The organism is Spartobacteria bacterium UBA695 (assembly GCA_002298145.1).
GTDB lineage: Bacteria > Verrucomicrobiota > Verrucomicrobiia > Chthoniobacterales > Chthoniobacteraceae > UBA695.
Map to the genome: position 1 here is coordinate 1 of DBMP01000013.1, position 23,879 is coordinate 23,879.

Genomic DNA, 23,879 nt, shown 5'->3' on the forward strand with positions numbered 1-23,879 from the left:
CCCACGCCGACCCCGACGCCCACCCCCAAACCGACACCCACGCCAACGCCCAAGGCCACCCCGACCCCCACGCCCAAGCCGACGCCGAAACCGACTCCAACCCCTACTCCCAAACCCAAGCCAACCCCCAAACCGACGCCCAAGGAGACCCCAAAACCCAAGGAGACCCCGAAGCCGAAACCCTCCGCCTCCGCCACGCCGAGCCCCAAGGCCTCCCCGAAACCGTCTGAAAAAGCCGCCGCCGCCAATGGAAAAGCCGCGGCTGACAGCGGCAAGAAAGCGGCGGAAGGCGAGCAAACCTCGGCAGCGAAAACGAAATTCCTGGATGCCACGGGCACCGGCAGCGGAACCACCGCCAACGGCAAAAAAGGTGGCAAGACCGCCGACGGCACCGGTGGCGGCGATGGAGCCGGGGGCAACGGCAATGGCAAGATCGGCGGCGTCGGCAACGGCACCGGCGGCGGCAAAGGCGACGGCCACGAGGGCGGCGGCAATAAGGAGACCAACTTCGGCTGGTACAACCTGATGCTGCACGACCGCTTCTATGCGCGCTGGGATCAGCCCCTCTCCGTGCTCCAGACCGGCCAGAGCTATGCCGCGCGGGTCAAGATCAAGATCGAGCGCAACGGCCATATCGCCAGCGTCTCGCTTTCGAAACCCTCCGGCAACGACACCGTTGACGAGTCGGTATTGACGGCCGCCCGGCGCGTCATGCAGGTCGACCCGATCCCCAAGGGCCTCGGCGACGCGGACGGCTATGAGGTTAATATCGAGTTCAATTTGAGCCCCTAGAGCAGCGGGCCGATATTCCAGGGAACCAAGCGCCCCGGGGCTTAATGGCTGACCCAGAACGTTGGTTTTTTTCCAAAAAAAATGAGCATTCCCATTCTCTACGGCCACGGCACGCTGCCGCTGGAACTGCCCCAGAATTGCAAGGCGGCGATCATCACCAAACCGGCCATGACCCTGCTGCCCGACCCGCGCCAGGCGGTCGCCGAAGCCTTGGCACACCCCTCCTCCGGAGAGCCGCTGGCCGCGCTGGCCACCAAGGCGAAATCAGCCTGCATCTTGATTTGCGACATCACGCGCCCCGTGCCCAATGGGCTCATCCTGCGTCCCATCATCGAGACGCTGCTGGCCGCGGGCATCGACGCCGCGCGCATTTGCGTCCTGGTCGCCACGGGCCTGCACCGGCCCAACCTCGGCGCCGAGCTGCACGAGTTGGTCAACGACGAGTGGGTAATCAACACCGTGCGCGTGGAAAACCACTACGCCCACGACGACGCAGCCCACGCCGACCTGGGGACAACGCCTTTCGGCACCCCGGTCAAGCTCGACCGCCGGTTCGTCGAGGCCGATCTGAAAATCGCCACGGGCCTCGTGGAGCCGCATTTCATGGCCGGGTACTCTGGTGGCCGGAAAGTCATCTCGCCAGGCATCGCCCACGCTGACACCATCGGCACCTTTCACAACACGCGATTCATGGAGAACCCTGCGGTGCGCAACTGCAACTTCGAGGGCAACACGCTCCACTCCGAGCAGTTGGCCATCGTCCGGATGCTGGGCCCCGTTCATGCCGTCAACACCTGCCTGGATGCCGAACGCCGGCTGGCCTTCGTCAACTTTGGCGAAATCACCGCCTCCCACGAAGAAGCCGTGCGCTTCATGCGGGCCTTTGCCGAACAAACGGCCCCGGTCCGCTACCGCTGCGTCATCACGAGCACCGCGGGCTACCCACTCGACAAGACCTACTACCAGACCATCAAGGGCATTGTGGGCGCATTGGGGATTTTGGAGAAAGGCGGCTCGCTTTTGATCGCCTCAGAGTGTTCCGAGGGGCTGGGGTCCGCCGAATTCCAGGAGGCGCAGACCGTGCTCGCGAACAAAGGCATCGAAGGCTTCCTCACCGAAGCGCGAAGCCGTTCCCTTGCCCACGTCGACGAATGGCAGACCGTCAAACTGATCGAGGCCATCCGCGACCACCGTGTCCACCTCTACTCCGCGAGCCTGAGCGACGAACAGCGGGCGCTCACCGGAGCCACCTGCCACCGCGATTGGGCAGAGGCCGTGGCCGCCGTCTTGCGCGAAACCTCCGCCACGGAAGTTGCTGTCATCCCCGAAGGGCCCTACGTCATCCCCTTTGCGAAACGTGAACCGTGAGAGGCACGTTGAGTTGACCCTCGTTCCCAATCTCCCGATTGGGAACGTCTTTTGTCTGCGAATCTCTGATTCGTTCCGTATGGCTATGGAATCAGAGATTCCAAGACAAGGGCGTTACGAATCTGGAGATTCGTAACGAGAGGCCATACCTCCCGCGCAAAACCCCGTTGTCCTCGGGTAAACCAAAGACAAACTGCCCGAGGCGGCGCGCGTAAGCCGACGCTATCGCGCGGTAGCGCGGAATGGATCCAGCGTCACGCTGGTTAGGTATATTTGAGGACCTCTTCGATCGTTGTCTCGCCGTCGTAAATACTGCGGAGACCATCCTCACGTAGCGTCTGCATCCCCAGCTCAATCGCCTTCTGGCGCAGCACCACACTCGGAGCACGCTGATTGATCAAATCGCGAATCGGATCCGTCACATTCAGCAACTCATAGATCCCCTTCCGGCCCTTATACCCCGTGTGATTGCAGGCCTCACAGCCCTTGCCGTAGTAGAAATTCTTGTCGCCAATATCGTGCGGCGAAAGGCCGAGCTGCGAAAGCACCGCCTCATTCGGCTCATACGGCGTGCGGCACTTCGGGCAAATGCGGCGGATCAACCGTTGCGCCAGCACCGCCTCCAGCGAAGCCGAAATCATGAACGGCTCCACCCCCATATCAATCAAACGCGTCACCGCGCCCGGCGCATCATTCGTATGCAGCGTCGTAAACACCAAGTGGCCCGTCAGCGAAGCCTGGATCGAGATTTGCGCCGTCTCCACATCGCGCGTTTCACCCACCATGATCCGGTCCGGGTCCTGACGCAAAAATGCCCGCAGCGCTCGGCCGAACGTCAGCCCGATGCTGTCCTGAATCGGCACCTGCATAATCCCCTCAATATCATACTCCACCGGGTCCTCCGCCGTGAGGATCTTCGAATCCATCGTATTGATCTGATTGAGGCAGGCGTAAAGCGTCGTCGTCTTGCCGGAACCCGTCGGGCCCGTCACAATGAAAATCCCGTTCGGCTTCTCGATCGTCTCCAGAATGTAATTATAAATATACTCCGGCATCCCGAGCGCCTTCAGGCTCAGATTCACCGTCGCACGGTCCAGAACGCGCAACACCACACTCTCCCCGAACTGCGTCGGCAGCGAAGAGACACGGAGATCCACCTGGCGGCCCCCCGTCGTCAACTGAATGCGGCCGTCCTGCGGCAACCGGCGCTCCGCGATATTCATATTCGCCATCACCTTGATGCGCGAAATCACAGGCAGCGCCAAGTGAATGGGAGGCGGAGCCATCTCGTAAAGCGCGCCGTCCACGCGGTAGCGGATCTTGAATTCCGTCTCGAACGGCTCAAAGTGAATATCACTCGCCCGGTCGGCAATGGCCTGCGCCAGGATGAGATCGACATAGCGGATGATCGGCGTCGCATTCGCCTCCTCCTCCATCGCGCGAGCATCGAGATTCTGCTCGCCGCCGCCGAATTCCACGTCCCCCCCCAGCTCGGCCAGAACATCGTTCAGGTTCGCCGAATCGCTGCCGTAGCTGCTCTGAATGAGATTCTGGATGTAGCCGACCTGCGCCACCACCACATAGATGTCGCGTCCCAGAGCAAAGCGAATGTCTTCCTGGATCTGGCTGTTGAGCGGGTCGATCAGCGCGATCGTCAACGCGGCTCCGTTCATGCCGATCGGCAGCGCGCCGTGCATCCGGGCGAGGCTGGCGGGCACCAGCGCGAGAATCTCTGCGGGCGGCTCGAACGAACTCAAGTCCACGTACTCCGTGCCGAGATAGGAGGCGATGCCCTGGTAAATCTGGTCCTCGGTCGTGATGCCCATGTCGGTCAGCACATCCACGATGGTTTTTCCCGAACTGAGGAGTTCTGCCGTGATGTCATCGACCTGGCTGCGATCAATGATTCCCCCGTCGACGAGAATTTCGATGACTTGATTTGCGTTCATAGCTGCTAGGATTTTTGGGAAAGGGATTCGCGATGTTTCCGGACGGCGAGCTGGGCGGCCAGTTCGCGGTCCTGGGATTTATTCATCACTTCCTGGTAGGAGATGATGCCGCGGGAGTGGAGGTCCACGAGCGACTGTTCCAGCGAGATCATGCCTTCCTCCGCGCTGGTCTGGACTACCGTGGTGAGGCCGTAGGTTTTATTCTCGCGGATGAGCGAGGCGACCGCAGGGGTGTTGATCAGGATCTCGAAAGCGGCCACGCGCCCCTTGCCGTCGGCCCGGGGCACCAGCACCTGCGAGATGACTGCCCGCAGCGTGGAGGCTAGCTGGATGCGCAGTTGCTCCTGCTGCCCTGGCGGAAACGCGCCCACGACGCGGTCCACTGTGCGGGTGGCTCCGGTGGTGTGGAGCGTGGAGAAAATGAGGTGGCCGGTCTCGGCGGCGGTGACGGCGGCCTCCATGGTTTCGAGGTCGCGCATTTCGCCCACCAGCATCACGTCCGGGTCCTGGCGCAGGCCCCGGCGCAGGCCGTCGGCGAAGTCCGGCAGGTCCACGCCCACCTCGCGCTGGTTGATGACGCCGCACTTGTGCGGGTGGATGTACTCGATGGGGTCCTCGATCGTGAGGATGTGCCGGGACGACGTCTCGTTGATGATATTGAGCATGCTGGCCAGCGTCGTCGATTTGCCAGAGCCGGTGGGCCCCGTGACGAGGATCAGGCCGCGCGGCAGGTCGAGCAGCTCGCGCACGAGGCTGGGGATGCCGATCTCCTCCAGCGTCAAGAAGCGGCTGGGGAGCAAGCGGATGGCCGCCGCGCAGTTGCCCCGCTCGCGGTAAAGGTTCACGCGGAAGCGCTGGTCGCGGAAGGTGACGGCGAAATCGGCGCTCCCATCGGAGTTAAGGCGCTCGATCCAGTGTGGGCTGGGGGCCGCGGCCTTGGCGAAGGCTTCGGTGTCTTCGGGGGTCAAAGAGGGGAGATTCAGCGGCGTGAGCTTGCCTGCAAGGCGCAGCACGGGCGGAATACCGACAGAGACGTGGAGGTCCGAGGCCTCCTCGTCGATCATCAGCCGCAACAAGTCTTCCAGGGGGGTGGCGGACATGACGTTTTAGTTGGCGTCAGACATGGTGGCCGAGATGACTTCGTCGGCGGTGGTGACGCCCGCGAGAACCTTGCGCACGCCGTCCTCGCGCAGGGTGCGCATGCCGAGCTCGCGTGCCCGCTTGCGCAGCTCCACGGTGGAGGCGCCATCGTTGATCATGTTGCGCACTTCGTCGTCGATCAAAAACATTTCGAAAATACCCACCCGGCCCTTGTAGCCGAGGTTGCGGCAGGCGTCGCAGCCCTTGCCGCGCATGACGCTGGCTCCGTCGAGCTGGGAGCGCTCCAGGCGCAGGCCGCGCAGCTCGGCGTCGGTCAGCTCGTGCGGTACTTTGCACTTCGGGCAGAGCTTGCGCACCAGGCGCTGGGCCACGATGGCGCGTACGGCGGAGGAAATCAGGAAGCGCTGGATGCCGATATCGGCCAAGCGGGCGACGGCGCTCGGGGCGTCGTTGGTGTGCAGGGTCGAGAAGACCAAGTGACCGGTCAAGGAGGCGTTGATGGCGATGCTGGCCGTCTCCATGTCTCGAATTTCACCGATCATGATGACGTTCGGGGCCTGGCGGAGCATGGACCGGAGGGCGGCGGGGAAGGTCATGCCGATGTCGGCCATGACCTGCACCTGGTTGATGCCGGGCATCTGGTATTCCACCGGGTCCTCGACGGTGATGATCTTCCGGTCGGGCCGGTTGATGTGGTTCAAGCAGGCGTAAAGGGTCGTCGATTTACCGGACCCGGTGGGGCCGGTGACGAGAATGATGCCGTCGGGCAGGCCGATCAACTGTTCGAAGGTCGCCTGGTCATCGCTCAGGAAGCCCAACTGCGGGAGCCCCAGTTGGAGGCCCGTTTTGTCGAGAATACGCATGACGACGCTCTCGCCGTGGCTGGTCGGGATGGTCGAGACGCGCAGATCGAGCTGGCTCTTGCCGATTTTGACCTGGATGCGGCCGTCCTGCGGAACGCGTTTTTCGGCGATGCTCATCGTGCCGCTCATGATTTTGAGGCGGCTGACGATGGCCTGCTGAAGCTTCTTGGGCGGGCTGGGCATCTCGTGCAGCACGCCGTCGACGCGGAAACGGACGCGGAATTCTTTCTCCAGCGGCTCCAGGTGAATATCACTGGCGCGCATTTTGTAGGCGTCCAGGAGGAGCATCGTTACGAGCTTGATGATGGGCGCGTCGCCCTCATCGGAAGCCCCGGCTCCGGCGGTTCCGGCGTCGGTGATCTGGACATCGCCCTGCTGGGCCTCCTCGGGGCCGTAGTATTTAAGAATCGCGGCCTGGATCTGGTCCGGCGCGGCGCAGACCCACTCCACGTCGCGGTTGATCAAATGGGTGACGGTGTCAAAGGTGTCGAAGTTGAGCGGGTCGCTCGTGGCCATCATGAGGCCCATCTCGACGTTGGCGATGGGGATGACCTTGTAGCGGCGGGCTACGTCGGCGGGGACGATCTCCAGCACATCGGGGGTGATGACCATGTGCGAGAGGTCAACGAACTCCATGCTGTTGTTGGCCGCCAGCGCGCGCAGGACGTCGGTGCGGGAGACGAGTTCCTTGGAAATCAGCGTTTCGACAACACTTTCTCCGGATGCAGTTGCCGATTGGGCTTCTTCCACCTGCTCCCGGGTGATCAGACAGGTGTCGAGAAGCAGTTCGATGATGTAATCTTCGTTGTTTGTCACGGGGGAAAAGGATGTAACCCGACCAACGTAGGGGGCTCCTCCGAAGATGTCAACGTTCTGTGGTGGTAGAAAAACAGGGTGCTTCCTACGGAAATTCCCCGATTCCGCCAGGGGCAGGGGGTTATTCCGGTTCGCCCATGAAGGCTTCGGCGAGCGAGTCGGCCACGAGTTTTCCTTTCCGGGTGAGGCGAATTTTCTCCCCGTGGGGCTCGAAAAAGCCCGCCTCCAGGTACTCGTCCACCTTCGGCTGCCAGGGCGCGAGCAGGGCGGCATCGAGGCCCCGGCTGGTGCGCAGCCCGAAGGCCACCCGCTCGGAAAGCCGGATCGCGGGGGTGAGCGTTTCTCGGAATTCGGCGGCCGGTTTTCCGGAAAGGACGCGCTCGCAGTAGGCGGCGACGCTCTCGACGTTTTCCCAGCGGTCCATGCCGCGGGTGGAAAAGGCGCTCGGCCCCAGGCCCAGGTAATCCGCCCCCTCCCAGTAGGCCAGGTTGTGGAGGCACTCGCGGCCGGGCCGGGCGTGGTTGGAGATTTCGTAGGGCTCGTAACCGCCCGCCGCGAGCCGGTCGAGCGTCAGTTCAAAGAGATCGGCGTCCCAGTCCTTGTCCTGGGCGTATTCGCCGGATTGGAAGCGGCGGTAAAAGGCCGTGTCCTCCTCGTAGGTCAGGCAATAGGCCGAGAGGTGCTCCGGGCCCAGCGCGATGGTTTTCTCCAGCGTGGCGGCCCACTGGGCGCGCGTCTGGGTCGGCACGGCGAACATCAGGTCGAGGTTTACGTTGTCGAACCCGGCCTCGCGCAAGATTTCGTAAGAGCGCTCCGCCTGGGCCGCCGTGTGGACGCGCCCCAGGACTTTCAGCAGCTCCGGCTCCCAAGATTGCACGCCCATGCTGATCCGGTTGACCCCCAGGGCCCGCAGCATCCGGGCTTTTTCCAGCGAAACCGTTGCCGGGTTCATCTCCAGCGTCCATTCCACCAGCTCGGAGAGGTCGAGCCGCTCGCGCATTCCGGTAAGGAGCGTTTCGAGCTGGGAGGTGGAGAGGGCGCTCGGCGTGCCGCCCCCGAAGAAAATCGTGCGGGGGCGCAGGGCGTCGCGGGAAAGGGCCTGGTCCAGCTCGGCCAGCAGAGCGTCGAGGAAGCGCCGCATCTTCTCCCGGTCGAGCGTCTCCTTATAGAAAGAGCAATACGGGCAGACCTTCAGGCAGAAGGGGATGTGGACGTAAAGGTGGCGGATCGGCGGCATCGGGCTGGCCTCTAATGTCGCTGCAAAACCGCCGCGAGCAAAGCAGAGAATGCCTTTACTTGCCCCCCTTCGCGGCTTACTTTGCCCCCAGGTATGACGACCATCGCGAGCTTCAATAAAGCGGAGGAGGCGCACTTGCTGAGAATGCGGCTCGAAGCGGCGGGTATCCCGGCTTATTTGAGGGATGAAACCATGTCGCAGGTCTGGGGAGCGTCCCTGGATCTTGGTGGCGTGAAGGTGGATGTGGACGACAAGGACGCCGACGCGGCGCGGGCGGTTCTGGCCGAAGGGAAATAGCTACCCTCTCCCCTCCGCGCACTCCTCCGAGCAGTAGAACCGGTCATCCTTCTCCAGCCCGGGGCCGTCCCAGTCCTCCCGAGGCTTTCCGCAGCGGGCGCACGGGCAGTCGTTTTCGTCCTTCGAAGGCGTGGCCTCCGGGGAGATGAACTCCTCCTGGACGGGGATCGTCTCCCGGGAAACCTCGTGGATTCCCGGAGGCAGACTTTCTTTCTTGGGCATACCCTTGTTTCGGCTGGCGGCCGGGATTTGAACGCCGGAGCCGTTTGCTGGTCCTAATCTTCACCAAATGCACTTACACGGGGAGACTTGCGCAGGCGCGTTTCAACGCTTAGCCTTTTCTCTCCGCAGGATGCTTTCACTTTACCGTATGAAAATCTCTTTTTGTGCCGCTCTTCTGGCCGCAATGGCGCTCGGGGCCTCGGTTGAAGCCCAGACCCCGCCCGCCAAGGAAAAACCCGCGCCCGCCAAGCCGGAAAAAGCCGTGAAAATGCCGGTCATCGACTTCGAGGAATACGAGCTGCCCAACGGCCTCCACGTCATTCTGCACGAAAACAAATCCGCGCCCGTCGTCGCCACCTACCTCCTCTACCATGTCGGCAGCAAGAACGAACGGGCCGACCGCACCGGCTTTGCCCACTTCTTCGAGCACCTCATGTTCGAGGGGAGCGACAACATCAAGCGCGGGCAGATCGACAAGCTCGTCTCCTCCGCCGGGGGCAACCTGAACGCCTCCACCTCCTTCGACCGCACCGACTACCACTTCAACCTCCCCTCCAACCAGCTCGGCCTCGCCCTCTGGATCGAGAGCGAGCGGATGATGCACGGCAAGGTGGAGGAGATCGGCGTCGAGACCCAGCGCCAGGTCGTCAAGGAAGAGCGTCGCCTCGGCACCGACAACGCCCCCTACGGCACCCTGTTCGAGACCCTCTCCTCGCAGGTCTTCAAGGGCACCCCCTACGAATGGGTCCCCATCGGCTCCGCGCAATACATCGACCAAGCCACGCTCAAGGAATTCCAGGACTTCTACCACCAGTACTACGTCCCCAACAACGCCACCCTCGTCGTGGCCGGGGACTTTGACAAAGAGGCCGTCAAAAAGCAGATCGCCGAGTACTTCGGCCCCATCCCGCGCGGCAAAGAGATCCCGCGGCCCATGTTCGAGCTTCAGCCGCAGACCGCGCCGACGGAGAAGACCGTCGCGCTGCCCACCACGCCGCTGCCCGCCGTGGTCCACGCCTGGCGCGCCCCGTCCGAAACCGCTGCCGATGCCCCCGCCGTTGAGCTCCTGGGCGACATCCTCGGCACCGGCCGTAGCTCGCGTCTCTACGAACGCCTCGTGCGCGACGAAGGGCTCGCCTCCGACGTGGACGTCTTCCCCTACCTGCTCGAAAAAGGCGGCGTCCTGGGCATCTTCGTCACCGGCAACCCGCAGACGCCCCTGGCGAAGCTTGACCGCGCGCTTGACGAAGAAGTCGCCAAAATCCGCGACCATGGCGTCACGCCCGAGGAATTGCAGAAAGTCAAAAACCTGAAACTGCGCGAACTGGCCTCCTCCTACGCCACCATGCAGAGCCGGGCGCAGAACCTCGCTCACTACCGGGTCATGTTCGGCGATACCGGTGCCATCAACCATCAGTTGGAGCGTTACGAAGCCGTTACGCCCGAGGCCATCCAGGCCGCGGCTAAGAAATACCTCACTCCCGAGGGCGTCAACGTCCTCCACTACCCCGTGGTGAAACCGGCCGCTGCCCCTGCCGCCCCTGCCGATGAAAAACCCGCCGCCAAATAATTTTCCACCCATGAAAACGCTTTCGCTTTTGCTAGCCACCGTCATCGCCACCATGGGCGTGGCACAGGCCGAACCCGCCGCCGATTCCGTTGACCGCACCCAGCCGCCCGCCGCCGGGCCGCTGCCCACCGTCCAGTTCCCGGACGCCGTCACCGAGACGCTCCCCAACGGGCTGAAAGTCATCGTACTGCCCACCCACAAGCAGCCGATCGCCACCTTCCGGCTCCTCTTCAAATCCGGTGACGCCGCCGATGGGGCCAAGCCCGGCCTCTCCGACCTGACCGCCTCCCTTCTCAACAAAGGCACCGCCCAGTATTCCGCCGCCGAGTTTGCGAAAAAGACCGACTTCCTGGGCATCCGCGTCGAAGGTGCTTCGGGGCCCGATGCCATCACCGTCACCGCCAGCGGCCTGAGCCGCGACACCGCGCAGATCCTTGAGTTCCTGCGCGACGCCGCCCTGCGCCCCGCCTTCCGCCCCGCGGAAGTGGCCAAGGAGAAAACGCAAATGATCTCCGCTCTGGAGCAGAAGAAATCCGATCCGGAGGAACTCGCCGCCCGCCTGCGCGACAAGCTCATCTACGGCCAGCATCCCTACGGCGCTTCGGCCACCGAGGAATCGGTGCAGTCCATCACGCGCGAGGACATCGCCAGCTTCCACAAGAACCACTACCGGCTCGACAACGCCACACTGGCCATTGTCGGCGATGTGGACCCGAAGAGCGTCCTTGCAGAAGTCAAAAAGACCTTTGCGGGCGAACCGGAAGTGGATGACCTGAAAGCCCTGCCCGGCATCCGGCCCGGCTTCCCGCAGATCCGGGGCGTGAACCTCTACGTTGTGGACCGCCCCGGCTCCGTCCAGAGCGCCATCATCGTCGCTGGGCGCGGCGTGCCTCGCGATAACCCGGACCTGCCCGAACTCGGCGTTGTCAACTCGATCCTGGGCGGCGGCATGTCGGGGCGGCTCTTTGCCAACCTCCGCGAAAAGCACGGCTACACCTACGGCTCCTACTCCGCCTTTGGCCCGCGCAAACTGGCCGGTGCCTTCTCCGCCACCGCGCAAGTGCGCAACGCCGTCACCGGAGCCGCCGTGGGCGAAATCCTCAGCGAACTCAAGCGGATTACCACCGAGCCGATTCCCGCCGAGGAGTTCAACCTCCAGCGCAGCTTCCTGGTCGGCAACTTCCTGATGAGCGTTGAGAACGACGCCCGCACCGCCGAGCGCCAGCAGGAGATCGACCTCTACGGCCTGCCGAAGGACTACTACAAAAACTACGCCGCCAAGCTCGAAGCCCTAACGCCCGAGCGGGCCTCCGAACTGGCCAAGCAATACCTGTCGCCGGAGAACCTCGTCATCATCGTCGTCGGCGAGGCGAAGGAGATCGTCCCGCAGCTGGAGAAATACGGTAAAGTGACCGTCTTCGACACCGACCTTAAGGAAAAGAAGTAAACCATCCTCGCCGCAAGCAGCGGGGTATTGAAACCTCGTTACGAATCTGGAGATTGGGAACGAGGCCCAGCCTGCTGCCGACGAACGCGGAGGATCAACACAATGCCCGCCGCCAGGAGGAACCAAGTTCCCGGCTCGGGCACCTCCTCGACCGCCCAGGCCATGCCGTAGTCTTGCGAATTGGAAGTGTCCCCGTTGTTGAAAAGATCCCCGGAATAGACGATTTCGATGAGATAGTTGCCCGTCGTCTGGAGCGTGAAATAGAGCTCCTGCGTGGTGCTGACGGGGCTGATGCTCTGCGCGACCAGTTGCCGGGCTTCGCCGACGAGCAGATAGATATAGAGATCGAGCTCCGCTTGCTTGAGATCGAGGTAGCTTTCCGCAGTGCTGTCCCACGTGCGGTTGCGGAACCATGCCAGCGTCACCGCGAGCTGCTCGCCCGCCGTAAGCGTATTGGTAAAGGTGTACGAATTGGTCCCTCCCAGGAGCGACGTCCCGTAGGCCCAGCCGACATTTTCGACCTGTAAATTAAACCCCGAATAGGCCACCGACGTGGAAGTCGTGACGTAGGCGCTGGTCGTGTATTGGGTAAAGGCTTTGGTGAGGTTCATCGCCCCGGCCCCCATGGTGTAGTCCAGCGCCTGAGTCGTGGTGATGACGCCGTTGACGAGGTGCTGGCCGTTGTTCCAGCCCGGCAGCTTGGTGGCTGAGTTCATAAGCACGGCTTTAGTGACCAGGCTTTGCGTGGCGGCGCTCTGGACGGAGGCATCGGAATTGGTGAACGCCGGCAGCGTCTTGGCGGTGCTGTTGAGCAGCGACGCACCTGCTGCCACCAGCGGCGCGGCGAAACTCGTCCCCTCCACCGAGTAGTAGCTGAAGCTCTCAATGGAACCATTGGTCCCTGTGGTTATCGTCGTGGGAATTGCGATGTCGGACCCCGGCGCGACCAAGTCGACGCCCGGGCGCGTCGCGGCTCCGTTGGCGTAGTAGTAGGTATTGGTACCGTCGGTCCAGGCGGTCTGCAAGGGGCCCACCGAGGAAAACGAGGCGACGGTGGTGTAGCCCGTCTCCCCGTCCAGAGCGCCTACTGAGATCGTGTTGTAGCCCGAAGCCGGGCCGCCGACCAGCCCCGTGGGCCCGGAGTTCCCCGCGGAGGCGACGATGGTGGTATGGGAATTGGTCACGGCCAGGGAATCGAGCAAGCCGCTCAGAATGCCGACCCCGGCGGTGTCCGAAGAATCCCCGATGCTGGTTGAAACGACATTCCCATGGCTGGCCGCGTAGGTGTAGGCCGATAAACTTTGGGTCGAAATATCGAACGAGCCGTCGGAATACGTCCCGGTGGCGATCGCGGCGGATCCGAGGGTCGTGCCGTAGGCCAGGCCGGTATTGAGGTAGTAGCCGGACTTGGTGTTGCCCCCCAGAAGGGCGGCGCAAAACGTGGCGTGCAATCCGGGGTCGGTCACGACGTCGGAAGTGGCGTAGGTGTAGGCAACGTTGGTGAAATTCTCCGCCGGGAAGAGATTCGTTCCGGTCAGCTGGGCATCAACCACCCACGAGGTCGTGTTTTGGCCCGTGATGCCGTATTGGTAGAACGTGGTCGCGCCGGTGACATCGGCCAGATTCGTGGCCGTGCTTTGGTCACTGGTGATCCCGAAATAATCGGGAGAGAGGCTGCCCTGCCACACCGCCTGGGCGTGCAGCAATACCGGCGAGAAGACGAGCAGGCAAACCAGAATGATTCGCCGGAAGAATAGAGTGCTCGCGATGGGGAGGGAGAAACGCATGGGAGCTGTGCGATAGGTAAAAACCAAATGGCGAAGCAGCGCAAGAAAAACGCGCTACCGCAGATCGCTCTGGATAATGTTGAGCATCCGGAGAAGGTCCTGCTTATTGACCCCCACGGAGGAATATTTGACGATGCCGCGCTGGTCGATCACATAGCAGCGCGGTACGAAATCCTTGGCGAAGAGCGCCGTGATCTCCTTACGGGGATCTTCCGCCAGCGTAAACGTCAGGCCCAGCTCGCGGCCCAGCGCCGCCATTTCCTCCGCCGTCTGCCCGCTGCCGAGCGCCACGATGCAGCCTCCCGCCGCGGAGAGCTTGGTTTGCAGGCCTTGCTGGAGGATTTTCAGCTCATCCTGGCAGGCCTGGCTTTGCGCGGTCACAATCGCCAGGAGCGTCAGCTTGCGGGCCGGTGCGTCGAGCGTCACCGTCTCTCCCTTGGTCGTCTTTGCCTTGAAGGCCGGGGCGCGGTCGCCCACCAGAATGATATCGGAATCGCGGGCCTGGCTCATGGGGAGAGCCGCGCTGGCTGGACCGGGGACCGGCGTTGCCTGGGCGGCCGAGACGGCGGCTTCCTTCTGCTGGTTCTTGCGGGCCCGGAAGGCGGCTGCGGCATCCGGTGCGGCGGTCAGCTCTGGGGCTTGCAGCGCCGTGATCCACTCCGGCGCGGCGCCCGCCGCCCGGAGCGCCTTTTCCTGGTCGGCCGTGAGCGGCTCCAGCAGCTTGCGCCGGGCGGTTTCCTGGAGCAGGAGCTGCGGCGAATCCCCCGAGCGCAGCCGCAGCGAAAGCTCCTGGAAGCTCATCGGGTCAGCGGCTAGGGAACAGAGGGAGGAGGCCAGCCACAAAGCGGCGGCAAAACGGATGGGGCGGAACATGGGAAGGATTATCCGCCAGAGGGGAAAAAAGGCAATACGCGGAGACGCGGAGACAGGGGGCGTGGAGAGAGGGAGAATCCGCCGCCTTCTTTTCTGGAAATTTGTTCCCTCAGATGCTCTAGTGATCTACTTCCTCTCCTTGCGCATGATCAAAGTCGAGCACCTCACCAAACGGTACGCGGGATTCACCGCCGTCAACGACCTCTCTTTCGAGGTTGAAAAAGGCGAAATTGTCGGCTTCCTCGGGCCCAACGGCGCGGGGAAATCGACCACCATGCGGATGCTGTCGACCTACATGCCCGCCACCTCGGGCACCGCATCCGTCGCCGGGTTCGACGTATTCAGCCAGTCCAAGGAAGCCCGCCGCCACCTCGGCTACATGCCCGAGAACGTCCCCCTCTACACCGACATGCGCGTGGATGAGTACCTCCGCTACCGGGCCTCGATCAAAGAGATCACCGGCTCCCGCCAGCGCGAGCGCGTCGGCGATGTCAAAGAGCTTTGCCACCTGCGCGAAGTCGAGAGCCGCATCATCGGCACCCTCTCCAAAGGCTACCGGCAGCGCGTGGGCCTCGCCGACGCCCTGCTCCACGCCCCGGACCTCCTCATTTTAGACGAGCCCACCATCGGCCTCGACCCGAACCAGATCCGCCAGGTTCGCGACTTGATCCGCACCCTCTCCAAGCACCACACCATCCTCCTCTCCACCCACATCCTGCCCGAGGTGGAGATGACCTGCTCCCGGGTCATCATCATCAACCGGGGCCAGATCGAAGCCGCCGACACCCCGGAGAACCTGATCCACTCCATGCGCGCCGCCGGGGAGATCCGCCTGCAAATCAAGACCGCCTCAGCCGAGGAAGCCGTCGCCCTGCTCGGGACGCTCCCGGGCGTCAAGGAAGTCTCCGCCGCCGTTGAAGAAGAAGGCTGGAGCCTCCTCACCCTGCGCATTGACTCCAAGGCCGACCCCGCCGAAAGCATCTGGGAAGCCGCCCGGGACCGGAAATGGGCCGTGCGCGAACTCTCCTGCCGCCGCGCCACCCTGGAGGACGTCTTTGTGGAAATGACCCTCGGCGACGAAGAAGCCTAAAATTGCCTTAGCCCGTATCCTGCCCATGTCGAAATTTTTCACCCTCCTGGCCCGCGAAGTGAAGAGCTACTTCTACTCGCCCATCGCCTACGTCGTCCTCTGTTTCTTCCTCATCCTCACCGGCCTCTGCTTCTACAGCGGCGTCGCGTTCCTCTCGCGGGGAGCCACGGAAGTCACCGTCGTCGAGGCCTTCTTCAACTCCGTCCCGTTCTGGATCGGCTTCATCCTCATCTTCCCGCCCATCACCATGCGCGTCTTCGCCGAGGAGTTTAAAATGGGCACCATGGAGACGCTCATGACCGCCCCGGTGGGCGACTGGCAGGTCGTCCTCTCGAAATTCGGCGGCGCGCTCATCTTCTACATCGTCCTCTGGCTGCCCACGCTGCTCTACTTCGTCATCTTCCAGGAAGTAGCCCGCACCGCCGCCGCCACCTCGCTCGGGGCCTACTGGGGCAGCTACCTGGAGCTACTCATGGTCGGGGCGCTCTTTATCTCCGTCGGCTGCTTCGCCTCCGTGCTCACTCAGAACCAGATCGTCGCCGCCGTCATCTCCCTCTGCGTCATCACCTTCTTCTTCCTGGGGGGCCTCATCTCCTACTTCACCCCGAACATCTCCGCCGCCTTCCGCCTCGCGGTCAACTACGGCTCGGTGCTGGAGCACATGGGCGAATTTTCCAAAGGCCTCATTGATTCGCGCCGGTTCGTCTTCTACGGCTCCGGCACGCTGCTCATGCTCTTCCTCACGCAACGGGTCTTCCAATACCGCCGCTGGAAATCGTAAACGCCCTCCTTCTTCATGGCCAAGAATTCTTCCCATATTCCCCGTCTTCGGATCGGTCTCAACGTCCTCATCCAGGCCGTGCTGGCGCTCGTCCTCTTCGGCATCGCCAACTACCTGGGCTTTCAGTACTACAAGCGCTGGGACTTCTCCCGCGACGGCAAATACACCCTCTCCAACCAGACGCAGCGAGTCATCGGCAACCTGAAAAAGCCGGTCCGCTTCATCGTCTTCTTCTCCGGAGCCTCGCCCGTCGCCAAGGACACCATCAACCTCCTCAAAGAGTACGGCTACGCCTCCAAGAAAATGATCGACGTCGAAGTCGTCGACCCCTTCCTGGCCATGACCCGCGCCCGCGAAGTCGCCACCAAGTACAAACTGCGCGACAACGACAACGTCGTCATCATCGACACCGACGGGCGCAGCAAATTCGTCAACGCCGCCGCCATGGCCGAGTTTGAGCCTGCGATGAACTTAGTCGACAAGCCCCACGTCAGGAACTTCAAGGGCGAGGCCGTCATCACCAGCGCGCTCATCGAACTGACCGAGCCGGACGTCAACCTGATCTACTGCGTCTCCGGCCACGGCGAAACCGCGCTGGACACCGACCCGGCCGTCAACGGCCTGCGGCAGTTCATCGAGCGCCAGAACGTCAAAGTCAAGCCGCTGAGCCTGGCGGGCATCGACGCCGTGCCCGACAACGCCAAGGCCCTCTACATCATCGCGCCGAAGTACGACTTCGACCCCTCCGAGATCAGCCTCCTGAAAACCTTCTGGAACGAGAAACACGGCCGCATTTTCGTCGCCCTCAACCCCGGCTCCTCCACCCCGCGCCTCGCCGTCTTCCTGGCCGAAATGGGCCTCACCATCAACGAAGACCGCATCCTGCGCACCTATCCCGTCAAGCTCGCGGGCGGCATCTTCCGAGGCATCCTCAAGGAAGTCACCGGCGACTTCGTCCCCGGCTCCCCCATCACCAAACGCCTCACCAACGCCTCCGCTCGGCTCTTCGGCGGCCTTGCCCAGTCCATCGCCTTGAATAAAGACCAGGCCGACTCGGTTGGCATCAAACTGCAGCCCCTCATCAAAGCTGCGGACGGCTATTGGGGCGAGACGCAGTACAACGCCGAGGCCGTCTACTTCGACCCGAAGGAAGACCACATCAACCCGCTCGTCGCCGCCTCCGCCGAAAAAGGGACCCCCGACGACATCCGCATCCACGTCGACGCCTCCTCGCGCCTGGTGGCCATCGGCAGCTCCGGCTTCCTGACCAACGAGCAGATCACCGAGTCCGACATGGACTTTATCCTAAGCAGCCTCAACTGGTTGCTCGACCGCGAGGAGTTGATCGGCATCACGCCCAAGCCCGTGCGCAACCTGGCCCTCAACCTCACCGAATCGCAGCTCGGCACCATCGCGCTCTCCACCATGGCCGCCATCCCCGGTTTCGCCGCCATCCTCGGCCTGATCGTCTGGCTCAAGCGGCGGCGCTAAGCCCACCCCACCCGCGACGTTTCGGAAACATACCCCGCTCCTTCTTTCTACTCCCGCAATGAATACCAAAACCACCTTTCTCCTGCTAATCGTGGTCGGCCTTCTCATCGGCGCCATCGCCCTTTTCGAACGCAACCGCCCGAGCGGCTTCGCGGCCCGGGACCAATACCTGCTCGTCTTCGATAAAAGCAAAGTCGAGGGGATCGACATCGTCAGCAACGAAGACCGAGTCGAACTTCGCCGCCGTGGGGCCAAGTGGTTCATCCAGTCCCCCTCCAAAGACCGGGCCAACCCGGCCGCCATAGCCGAGATCCTCGCCCTGTGCGAATCGCTGACCAAGGAACCCGTCGACGGCTGCCGCAACGCCGACAAAAAGCAGATCAAAGCCTTCGGCCTCGCCAAACCGGCCGTGAGCCTGAAGCTGATCGGCCGCCGCATGCCCGCCGAGCTGCTGCTCGGCAAGGACACCGCCGTCGAAGGCAAGCTCTACGCCCGCCTGGAGGGTTCCAACTCCGTCTGGGTCGTCGGCTCCGAACTGCGCAACGTCATGACCCGCAAGCCGGACGAATTCCGCGACCCCACCCTGGCCGACTTCGACAGCTCCTTGGTAAAGAAAGTCGCCGTCAAGACCCCCGCGGGCGACATCGACCTGAACCGCGACGCGGGCAAATGGTCCTTCGTCAAACCGATCCGGACCCGCGCCGACAACCCCACCGTCGTCAACTTCCTCAACAGCGTTCTGCGAACCAGAATCAACGCCTTCCTGCCCGAGAACCGGGGCAACCTCAACACCTACGGCCTGAGCGAACCGCGCGGCAGCGTCAGCTTCCAGCTCCTTGGCCAGTCGCAGCCCGTCGTCCTGGAGATCGGCGCTCGGGATGAGAAAACCGGCGGCGTCTACGGCCGCTTCTCCAGCCGGGGCGGCATCTGCCTCTTGCCCAAGGAATCCGAGAACATCCTCAAGCTGCTCCCCAACGACCTGCGCGACCGGCAGTTGATCCGGCTCGACAGCGACGTCATCGACCGCATCGCCATCACCCCGGCAGGCAAGCCTCCCATCAAAATCATCCGCACCAGAGAAGACTGGAACGTGAGCAGCGAGGGCTACGAAACGCTCCCCTCCATCGTTCCCGGCAACAAGGTCAAGATCATGCAAATGATCGCCGATCTACAGTCGCGGAAAGTCGTCCAGTTCGTCACCGACGTCGCCTCCGACCTTGGCAAATACGGCCTCGACCGTCCGCGCGTCCGGGTCACCTTCTCCTCCTACTCGTCTGAAAACACCGCGGAGAGCGAGGCCGGGGAACACCCGCTCCTGACGCTCGCCTTTGGCAAAACCGAGGGGAACCTGGTCTATGCCCGCGTGGAGAGCGAGCCCTTCATCGTGGCCATCGACGCCTCCGTGCTCGACAACCTCGGCCTGAGCTGGTCGGCCTGGCGTCAGCTGGCCGTCTTGCGCATCCGCTCAACAGAAATCTACTCGATCACCGTCATCCCCTATTCCGAAGGCCTCGCCAAGGCACCGCTCAACATCCGGGCCGACCCGGGCGGCAACTGGGCCACGAATGAACGGACCTTCGGCATCGTCAACCGCGACAACACCCGGCGGTTCCTCAAATCCATCTCCAACATCACCGCCGTGCAATGGACCGACGAGCCCGGCCCGCTGACCCCCTCCTTCATTATCGAATTCGTCACCACCCTGCAGAAGACCAATCGGCTCATCCTTGGGGCCACCGCCGAGGACGGCTCCTGCCTGGCCAGCTTTCAGGGCAAGCCGGGCATCTTCCGGCTGGCCGCCTCAGACAACGAGGTCCTCCACTCCCGGCTGATCGACCCGGTCACGCCGTAGGCGCCCGGTGTCTTGGGCGCGAGGCGCTCAGCTCCGCGATCATCCTCCCGCGAGCGCCCGATTTGCCTTACCCGAGGGAAATCTTCCCTTCGTGCCGGATGTCCTGGCCGCTGTAGAGGTAGAACACCTCTTCGGCGATATTTTGCACGTGGTCGGCGGCGCGTTCGATGGCCTTGGCCACCGTGATCAAGTTGAAGGCGCGCGTCACATTTTCCGGAGCCTCGATCATGAGCTTGATCAACTTGCGGGAAATCCGGCGGTTGAGCTCATCCACCTCCTTGTCGCGCGGGATCACCGTCTGGGCCAGCTCGTAGCGGGCCTCCACGAACGACGTGATCGCGTCATGGAGCATCTCCTTCATGAGCGAGGCCATTTCGGGAATATTCTCCACCTCCGTGAGCTGCGGCTCCTGGTTGAGATCCCGGGCGCGGCGGGCGATCTTGGTCGCCTGGTCGGCGATGCGCTCCAGGTTGCTGGAAATTTTTGAGGCGATCAGCATCAGGCGCGAGTCCCGAGCGATGGGCCCGTGGGTCGCCATGTAGGTCACCACCAGGTCGTCCACGGCCACTTCGAGTTGATCGATTTCGGTGTCGGAGGCTTCCACGAGGTCGGCGAGTTGGTTGTCGCGTTCCACGACGGCTCTCACCGCCAGCGTCAGGCTGCGGTCGGTGAGGGTGGACATCAGGAGGAGCGTCTCGCGGATGCGGGCGAGCTGTTGTTCGAAAGGATGGCTCATGGGTGAAAAGGATGGAGGCTAAGAGATGGAAAGGGAAACCGGGGTGGGTGCGCGCGCGGTCTGTGGATCAACCGAATCGTCCCGTAATATAGTCTTCCGTTTGTTTTTGCGTGGGGTTTGTGAAAATTTTCTCCGTGCGGTCGATCTCGATCAGCCGCCCGAGGTAGAAGAAGGCCGTCAGGTCCGAGCACCGGCCCGCCTGCTGCATATTATGGGTTACGATGATGATCGTGTAGCTCTTTTTCAGGTCGAAAATAAGCTCCTCAACCTTGGAAGTGGCGATCGGGTCGAGCGCGGAGCACGGCTCGTCCATCAGAATGATCTCGGGCTCCACAGCGATCGCGCGGGCGATGCAGAGGCGCTGCTGCTGGCCGCCGGAGAGGCCCACGCCGCTTTCGTGCAGCCGGTCCTTCACCTCGTCCCAAAGCGCGGCCGCCCGCAGCGAGCGCTCCACGATCTCGTCCAGCTCGGCGCGCTTATTGCGCCCCTGGATGCGCAGGCCGTAGACCACGTTTTCGTAAATCGACTTCGGGAACGGATTGGACTTCTGGAAGACCATGCCGACGCGCTTGCGCAGCTCGATGGGGTCGACGTTTGGGCCGTTGATATCCGTGCCGTGGACCTTGATGGAGCCGTGCTTGATGTGCGACTCGGGCACCAGGTCGTTCATGCGGTTGAAGCAGCGCAGCAGCGTGCTTTTGCCGCAGCCCGAGGGCCCGATGAAGGCCGTCACCTTGTGGGCGGGGATTTGTAGATTGACCCCGTGCAGCGCGTGGTAGTCGCCGTAGTAGAAGTCGAGGTTCTCCACATCGACGGCATTGGGCGAAGCGGGAGCCGCAGGCTGCGCGGGCGCGGTCTCTTCTTCTTGCGAAAGCGGTTGAGATGTTGACATTACCATTTGAGTTTGTTGCGGAGGCGGATCCGCAGGAGCACCGAGCCGAGCGAGATCAAGAGCACGATCGCGAGGAACACGAAGGCCGTGCCGTATTGCATCCGCTCGGTGTAGGCGTTTTGCGGAATTTTGGAACTAACAACGTAAATGTGATAGGGGAGCGCCTGGACGGGCTGGAAGAAGAAGTCCACCCAGCGGTCCACCTCCCACGGGTATTTATCGCGAACCACGTAAGCCGCCGTGAACAGGATCGGGGCCGTCTCGCCTGCCACGCGGGCGATGCCGAGAATCGAGGAAGTCAGGATGCCCGGGACGGCGTAGGGGAGGACGTTGGTGCGGATCGTTTGCCACTTGGTCGCCCCAAGGGCCAGCGAAGCTTCGCGGAACCCCTGCGGCACCGCCTTGAGCGCCTCCTCGGACGAAGTGATCACCACCGGCAGCACCATCAAGGCCAGCGTAAACCAGCCCGCCAGGAGCGAAATGTTCCACTTGAAGTAGACCACGAAAAGCGCCGCGCCGAAGAGGCCGAAGACGATTGAGGGCACGCCCGCCAGGTTCACGATGGCCAGGCGGATGAGCCGCATGCGCCACGAAGGCCGGGCGTATTCGCTCAGGTAAATCGCGCTCGCCACGCCGAGGATGAGCGCGATGGTCATCGAACCCGCCACGAGCAGCACCGTGCCGACGATGCAGGGCAGAATGCCGCCCGCCGAATGGGCGTAGCTTTCCGCCGGGATGTCCTCCACGTGCCGCTCGGCCTTGAAGGCGCGGAATTCGCTGTCGCTCAGCTCGTGCTTCTTGCCCTCCCACTCAAAGACGTACAAGGTCGAGGGCTTTTCCGTGAAGAAGGCCGTGTTGACGAAAGGCCAGTGGGTCGTGAAGACCGTCTCCGAACCTTTGATGCCGATTTGCAAAAAAATGCACGCGGCAGCGAGTAATACCAGGTAAGTCCCGGTGCGGATCAGCCACAGGGTTGCTTTTTCGCCGTAGTGGGCGGCGTCGCGGCGGTATTGGAACGGATTTTCGAGATCCGGCGCGGGGCTTGTGAGCGTATCGGTAGGCATGCTGGGTTACCCGATTGAAATTTTGTATTTGCGCACTACCGTCTGGGCCAGCCAGTTGATGAAGAGCGCCAGGAAGAAGAGGAAAAGGCCCACCATGAAGAGCGCCCGGTAGTGGAGCGTGCCGTTGGCGACCTCGCCCAGCTCCTGGGCCACGATGCCCGTCATCGTGTGGACCGGCTGGAACACCGTGCCGATGCCTTCGGTGAAATCCGGGATCGCAATGCGGTTGCCCGCGCAGAGGAGCACCACCATGGTCTCGCCGATCACGCGGCCAAAGCCGAGCAGCACCGCCGAGACGATGCCCGAGAGCGAGGCGGGCACCAGCACGCGCAAGATCGTCTGGAGCCGCGTGGCCCCGAGGGCGTAGCTGGCTTCCTTAAAGTGGCGCGGGATGGAGTTGAGCGCGTCTTCGGAGAGGGAAAAGATTGTCGGAATGGCCATCAGTGCCAGGAGCGCCCCGGCCGTGAAGGCGTTAAGGCGTTCGGCGATGGGGAAGGCGCTGATCCAGGAAAGCGCGTGCCACTGGGTCAGCTGCCGGATGTGTTCGCCCAGCACCGCGATGCCGAAGAACCCAAGCACCACCGAGGGAATGGCCGAGATGAATTCCAGGTACGGCTTGATGAACTTAGCCTCGGCTGGCTGGGCAAGCTCGCTGACGTAAACCGCCGCGCAGACGCCCAGCGGCACCGCGATGAGCAGCGCGATGATGGAGACCAGCAACGAACCGGCCAGGAGCGGGAGAATCCCGTACCAATCCTGCCAGAAACTATTGGTGATCCACTCCGTGCCGAAGAGGAACGAGGTCAAGCTCCGCCACCAGGGCACCGGCGCATCGGCCCGCCAGTTTTTCAGCTTCTCCTCGGTCTCGGGGAAGGTCTTCAGGTAGGCGCGGACGGCGTTTTGGAAATGTTTGTAGCGCGGCTGGTACTCATGCACCGGGAGCGTGAGCGGCTTCTCCAGCACGACTTCGAGATTCTGCTTCAGCGTGGCCACGGCGGCGGTGTAGGCCGGGAAGGTGGCGAGGACGGGGGCCAGCTCGGCCTTGAAATCGACCGTTGCCGTCTTGACCGCGTCGGCCTCGGTCTTCTTGCCCTCTTTGAGGAGGAATTCGCGCTGTTCGAGCGCGTCGTCGTGGATCTTGGCCTTTTCCTTAATGGCCGTTACCTCGTCGGTAAGGTCGGAGACGAGGCTGCGCAAGTCCCCCACCGCGGCGTCAAATTGCGTGGCGTAGGTGTCGAACTCTGCCAGCGCGGCCTGGGCCTCCTCCTGGGTTTTGCCCGCCTTGAGCATTGCCATGATCTGGCGCACCCGCAGGTCCTGCAAACTCCGGTTCAGAGTCGCGTGAGCGGCGGTCTGTTCGCGCATCAGGCCGACGTACTCCAGGCCCGCCTTGCGGTAGAGCCGGAGGTTTTGGAGGTTTTGCGGGAAAAACTCGGCTCCCTCCCGGAACAGGAAGAACGTAATAAGGCCGAGCACGATGATGGCGATCATCGCGTTGCCTCCAAAGAACCCTCTGATAAATGGGTCCAGGCGAAGCCGTCTGCGGTCAAAACGGGTGGGATTTTTCATCCTTGGGAGAGAATCCACCACCGGGGGCGGGGTGGAAAGCACAGTTTTCTAGAAAGCAAGCAACCCGCCGACACAACACCGG

At 62.8% G+C, this 23,879-nt stretch carries 20 protein-coding genes; 9 read left to right on the forward strand and 11 right to left on the reverse strand.

Annotated elements, in window-relative coordinates; translation table 11 throughout:
* Together B2828_RS06210 and B2828_RS06215 are read left to right on the forward strand one after the other, a co-directional pair.
* A partial coding sequence (locus B2828_RS06210; RefSeq protein ID WP_479632833.1) for an energy transducer TonB family protein occupies positions 1-792 on the forward strand: 792 nt, incomplete at its 5' end.
* 81 nt (positions 793-873) lie between these two features.
* Positions 874-2,160, forward strand: a complete 1,287-nt coding sequence (locus B2828_RS06215; protein WP_479632834.1) for a nickel-dependent lactate racemase family protein — start codon at positions 874-876, stop codon at positions 2,158-2,160.
* A gap of 263 nt (positions 2,161-2,423) precedes the next feature.
* Here the strand turns inward: B2828_RS06215 and B2828_RS06220 are convergent, their stop codons facing one another.
* The 4 genes from B2828_RS06220 to hemW form a co-directional block, all read right to left on the reverse strand.
* Positions 2,424-4,109 (reverse strand): GspE/PulE family protein, encoded by a 1,686-nt coding sequence (locus B2828_RS06220; protein WP_479632835.1) that lies wholly within the window; start codon positions 4,107-4,109, stop codon positions 2,424-2,426.
* 5 nt (positions 4,110-4,114) lie between these two features.
* Positions 4,115-5,209 (reverse strand): type IV pilus twitching motility protein PilT, encoded by a 1,095-nt coding sequence (locus B2828_RS06225; RefSeq protein WP_479632836.1) that lies wholly within the window; start codon positions 5,207-5,209, stop codon positions 4,115-4,117.
* A gap of 6 nt (positions 5,210-5,215) precedes the next feature.
* Positions 5,216-6,889 (reverse strand): GspE/PulE family protein, encoded by a 1,674-nt coding sequence (locus B2828_RS06230; protein WP_479632837.1) that lies wholly within the window; start codon positions 6,887-6,889, stop codon positions 5,216-5,218.
* 121 nt (positions 6,890-7,010) lie between these two features.
* Positions 7,011-8,126, reverse strand: a complete 1,116-nt coding sequence (gene hemW / locus B2828_RS06235; RefSeq protein ID WP_479632838.1) for a radical SAM family heme chaperone HemW — start codon at positions 8,124-8,126, stop codon at positions 7,011-7,013.
* 93 nt (positions 8,127-8,219) lie between these two features.
* Between hemW and B2828_RS06240 the strand changes: the two genes are divergently transcribed.
* On the forward strand, positions 8,220-8,423 hold the full coding sequence (locus B2828_RS06240) for a putative signal transducing protein (RefSeq protein WP_479632839.1): 204 nt from the start codon (positions 8,220-8,222) through the stop codon (positions 8,421-8,423).
* Here the strand turns inward: B2828_RS06240 and B2828_RS06245 are convergent, their stop codons facing one another.
* A complete protein-coding gene (locus B2828_RS06245) occupies positions 8,424-8,645 on the reverse strand; it encodes a hypothetical protein (RefSeq protein ID WP_479632840.1) in 222 nt (73 codons plus the stop codon).
* 148 nt (positions 8,646-8,793) lie between these two features.
* Between B2828_RS06245 and B2828_RS06250 the strand changes: the two genes are divergently transcribed.
* Both B2828_RS06250 and B2828_RS06255 read left to right on the forward strand, forming a co-directional pair.
* Entirely contained in the window at positions 8,794-10,215 is a 1,422-nt protein-coding gene (locus B2828_RS06250) for a M16 family metallopeptidase (protein WP_479632841.1), read from the forward strand.
* A gap of 10 nt (positions 10,216-10,225) precedes the next feature.
* Positions 10,226-11,662: a M16 family metallopeptidase gene (locus B2828_RS06255; RefSeq protein WP_479632842.1), complete on the forward strand. Its 1,437-nt coding sequence runs from the start codon at positions 10,226-10,228 to the stop codon at positions 11,660-11,662.
* A 38-nt stretch (positions 11,663-11,700) separates the two neighbouring features.
* Here the strand turns inward: B2828_RS06255 and B2828_RS06260 are convergent, their stop codons facing one another.
* Both B2828_RS06260 and B2828_RS06265 read right to left on the reverse strand, forming a co-directional pair.
* On the reverse strand, positions 11,701-13,449 hold the full coding sequence (locus B2828_RS06260; protein ID WP_479632843.1) for a PEP-CTERM sorting domain-containing protein: 1,749 nt from the start codon (positions 13,447-13,449) through the stop codon (positions 11,701-11,703).
* Positions 13,450-13,503: 54 nt separating this feature from the next.
* On the reverse strand, positions 13,504-14,322 hold the full coding sequence (locus B2828_RS06265; protein ID WP_479632844.1) for a peroxiredoxin family protein: 819 nt from the start codon (positions 14,320-14,322) through the stop codon (positions 13,504-13,506).
* Between the two features lie 121 nt (positions 14,323-14,443).
* On the opposite strand from B2828_RS06265, the gene B2828_RS06270 reads away from it, so the two are divergent.
* The 4 genes from B2828_RS06270 to B2828_RS06285 are packed head-to-tail and all read left to right on the forward strand — an operon-like array spanning position 14,444 to position 19,536.
* Complete coding sequence (locus tag B2828_RS06270; RefSeq protein WP_479632845.1) at positions 14,444-15,412, forward strand: ABC transporter ATP-binding protein; 969 nt, start codon at positions 14,444-14,446, stop codon at positions 15,410-15,412.
* Positions 15,413-15,437: 25 nt separating this feature from the next.
* Positions 15,438-16,193 (forward strand): ABC transporter permease, encoded by a 756-nt coding sequence (locus tag B2828_RS06275; RefSeq protein WP_479632846.1) that lies wholly within the window; start codon positions 15,438-15,440, stop codon positions 16,191-16,193.
* Positions 16,194-16,208: 15 nt separating this feature from the next.
* Positions 16,209-17,684, forward strand: coding sequence for a GldG family protein (locus B2828_RS06280; RefSeq protein WP_479632847.1), 1,476 nt, complete (start codon positions 16,209-16,211; stop codon positions 17,682-17,684).
* A 58-nt stretch (positions 17,685-17,742) separates the two neighbouring features.
* Positions 17,743-19,536, forward strand: a complete 1,794-nt coding sequence (locus B2828_RS06285) for a DUF4340 domain-containing protein (protein ID WP_479632848.1) — start codon at positions 17,743-17,745, stop codon at positions 19,534-19,536.
* Between the two features lie 67 nt (positions 19,537-19,603).
* On the opposite strand, the gene phoU is transcribed toward B2828_RS06285, so the two are convergent.
* The 4 genes from phoU to pstC form a co-directional block, all read right to left on the reverse strand.
* Positions 19,604-20,272, reverse strand: a complete 669-nt coding sequence (phoU, locus tag B2828_RS06290; protein ID WP_479632849.1) for a phosphate signaling complex protein PhoU — start codon at positions 20,270-20,272, stop codon at positions 19,604-19,606.
* 67 nt (positions 20,273-20,339) lie between these two features.
* Positions 20,340-21,164: a phosphate ABC transporter ATP-binding protein PstB gene (gene pstB / locus B2828_RS06295; RefSeq protein WP_479632850.1), complete on the reverse strand. Its 825-nt coding sequence runs from the start codon at positions 21,162-21,164 to the stop codon at positions 20,340-20,342.
* On the reverse strand, positions 21,164-22,228 hold the full coding sequence (gene pstA, locus B2828_RS06300) for a phosphate ABC transporter permease PstA (protein ID WP_479632851.1): 1,065 nt from the start codon (positions 22,226-22,228) through the stop codon (positions 21,164-21,166). The genes pstB and pstA overlap by 1 nt, the downstream gene beginning before the upstream one ends.
* 6 nt (positions 22,229-22,234) lie before the next feature.
* Positions 22,235-23,797 carry a phosphate ABC transporter permease subunit PstC gene (pstC, locus tag B2828_RS06305; RefSeq protein ID WP_479632852.1) on the reverse strand — a complete coding sequence of 521 codons (1,563 nt, stop codon included), beginning with the start codon at positions 23,795-23,797 and terminating at the stop codon, positions 22,235-22,237.
* Positions 23,798-23,879: the final 82 nt, after the last annotated feature.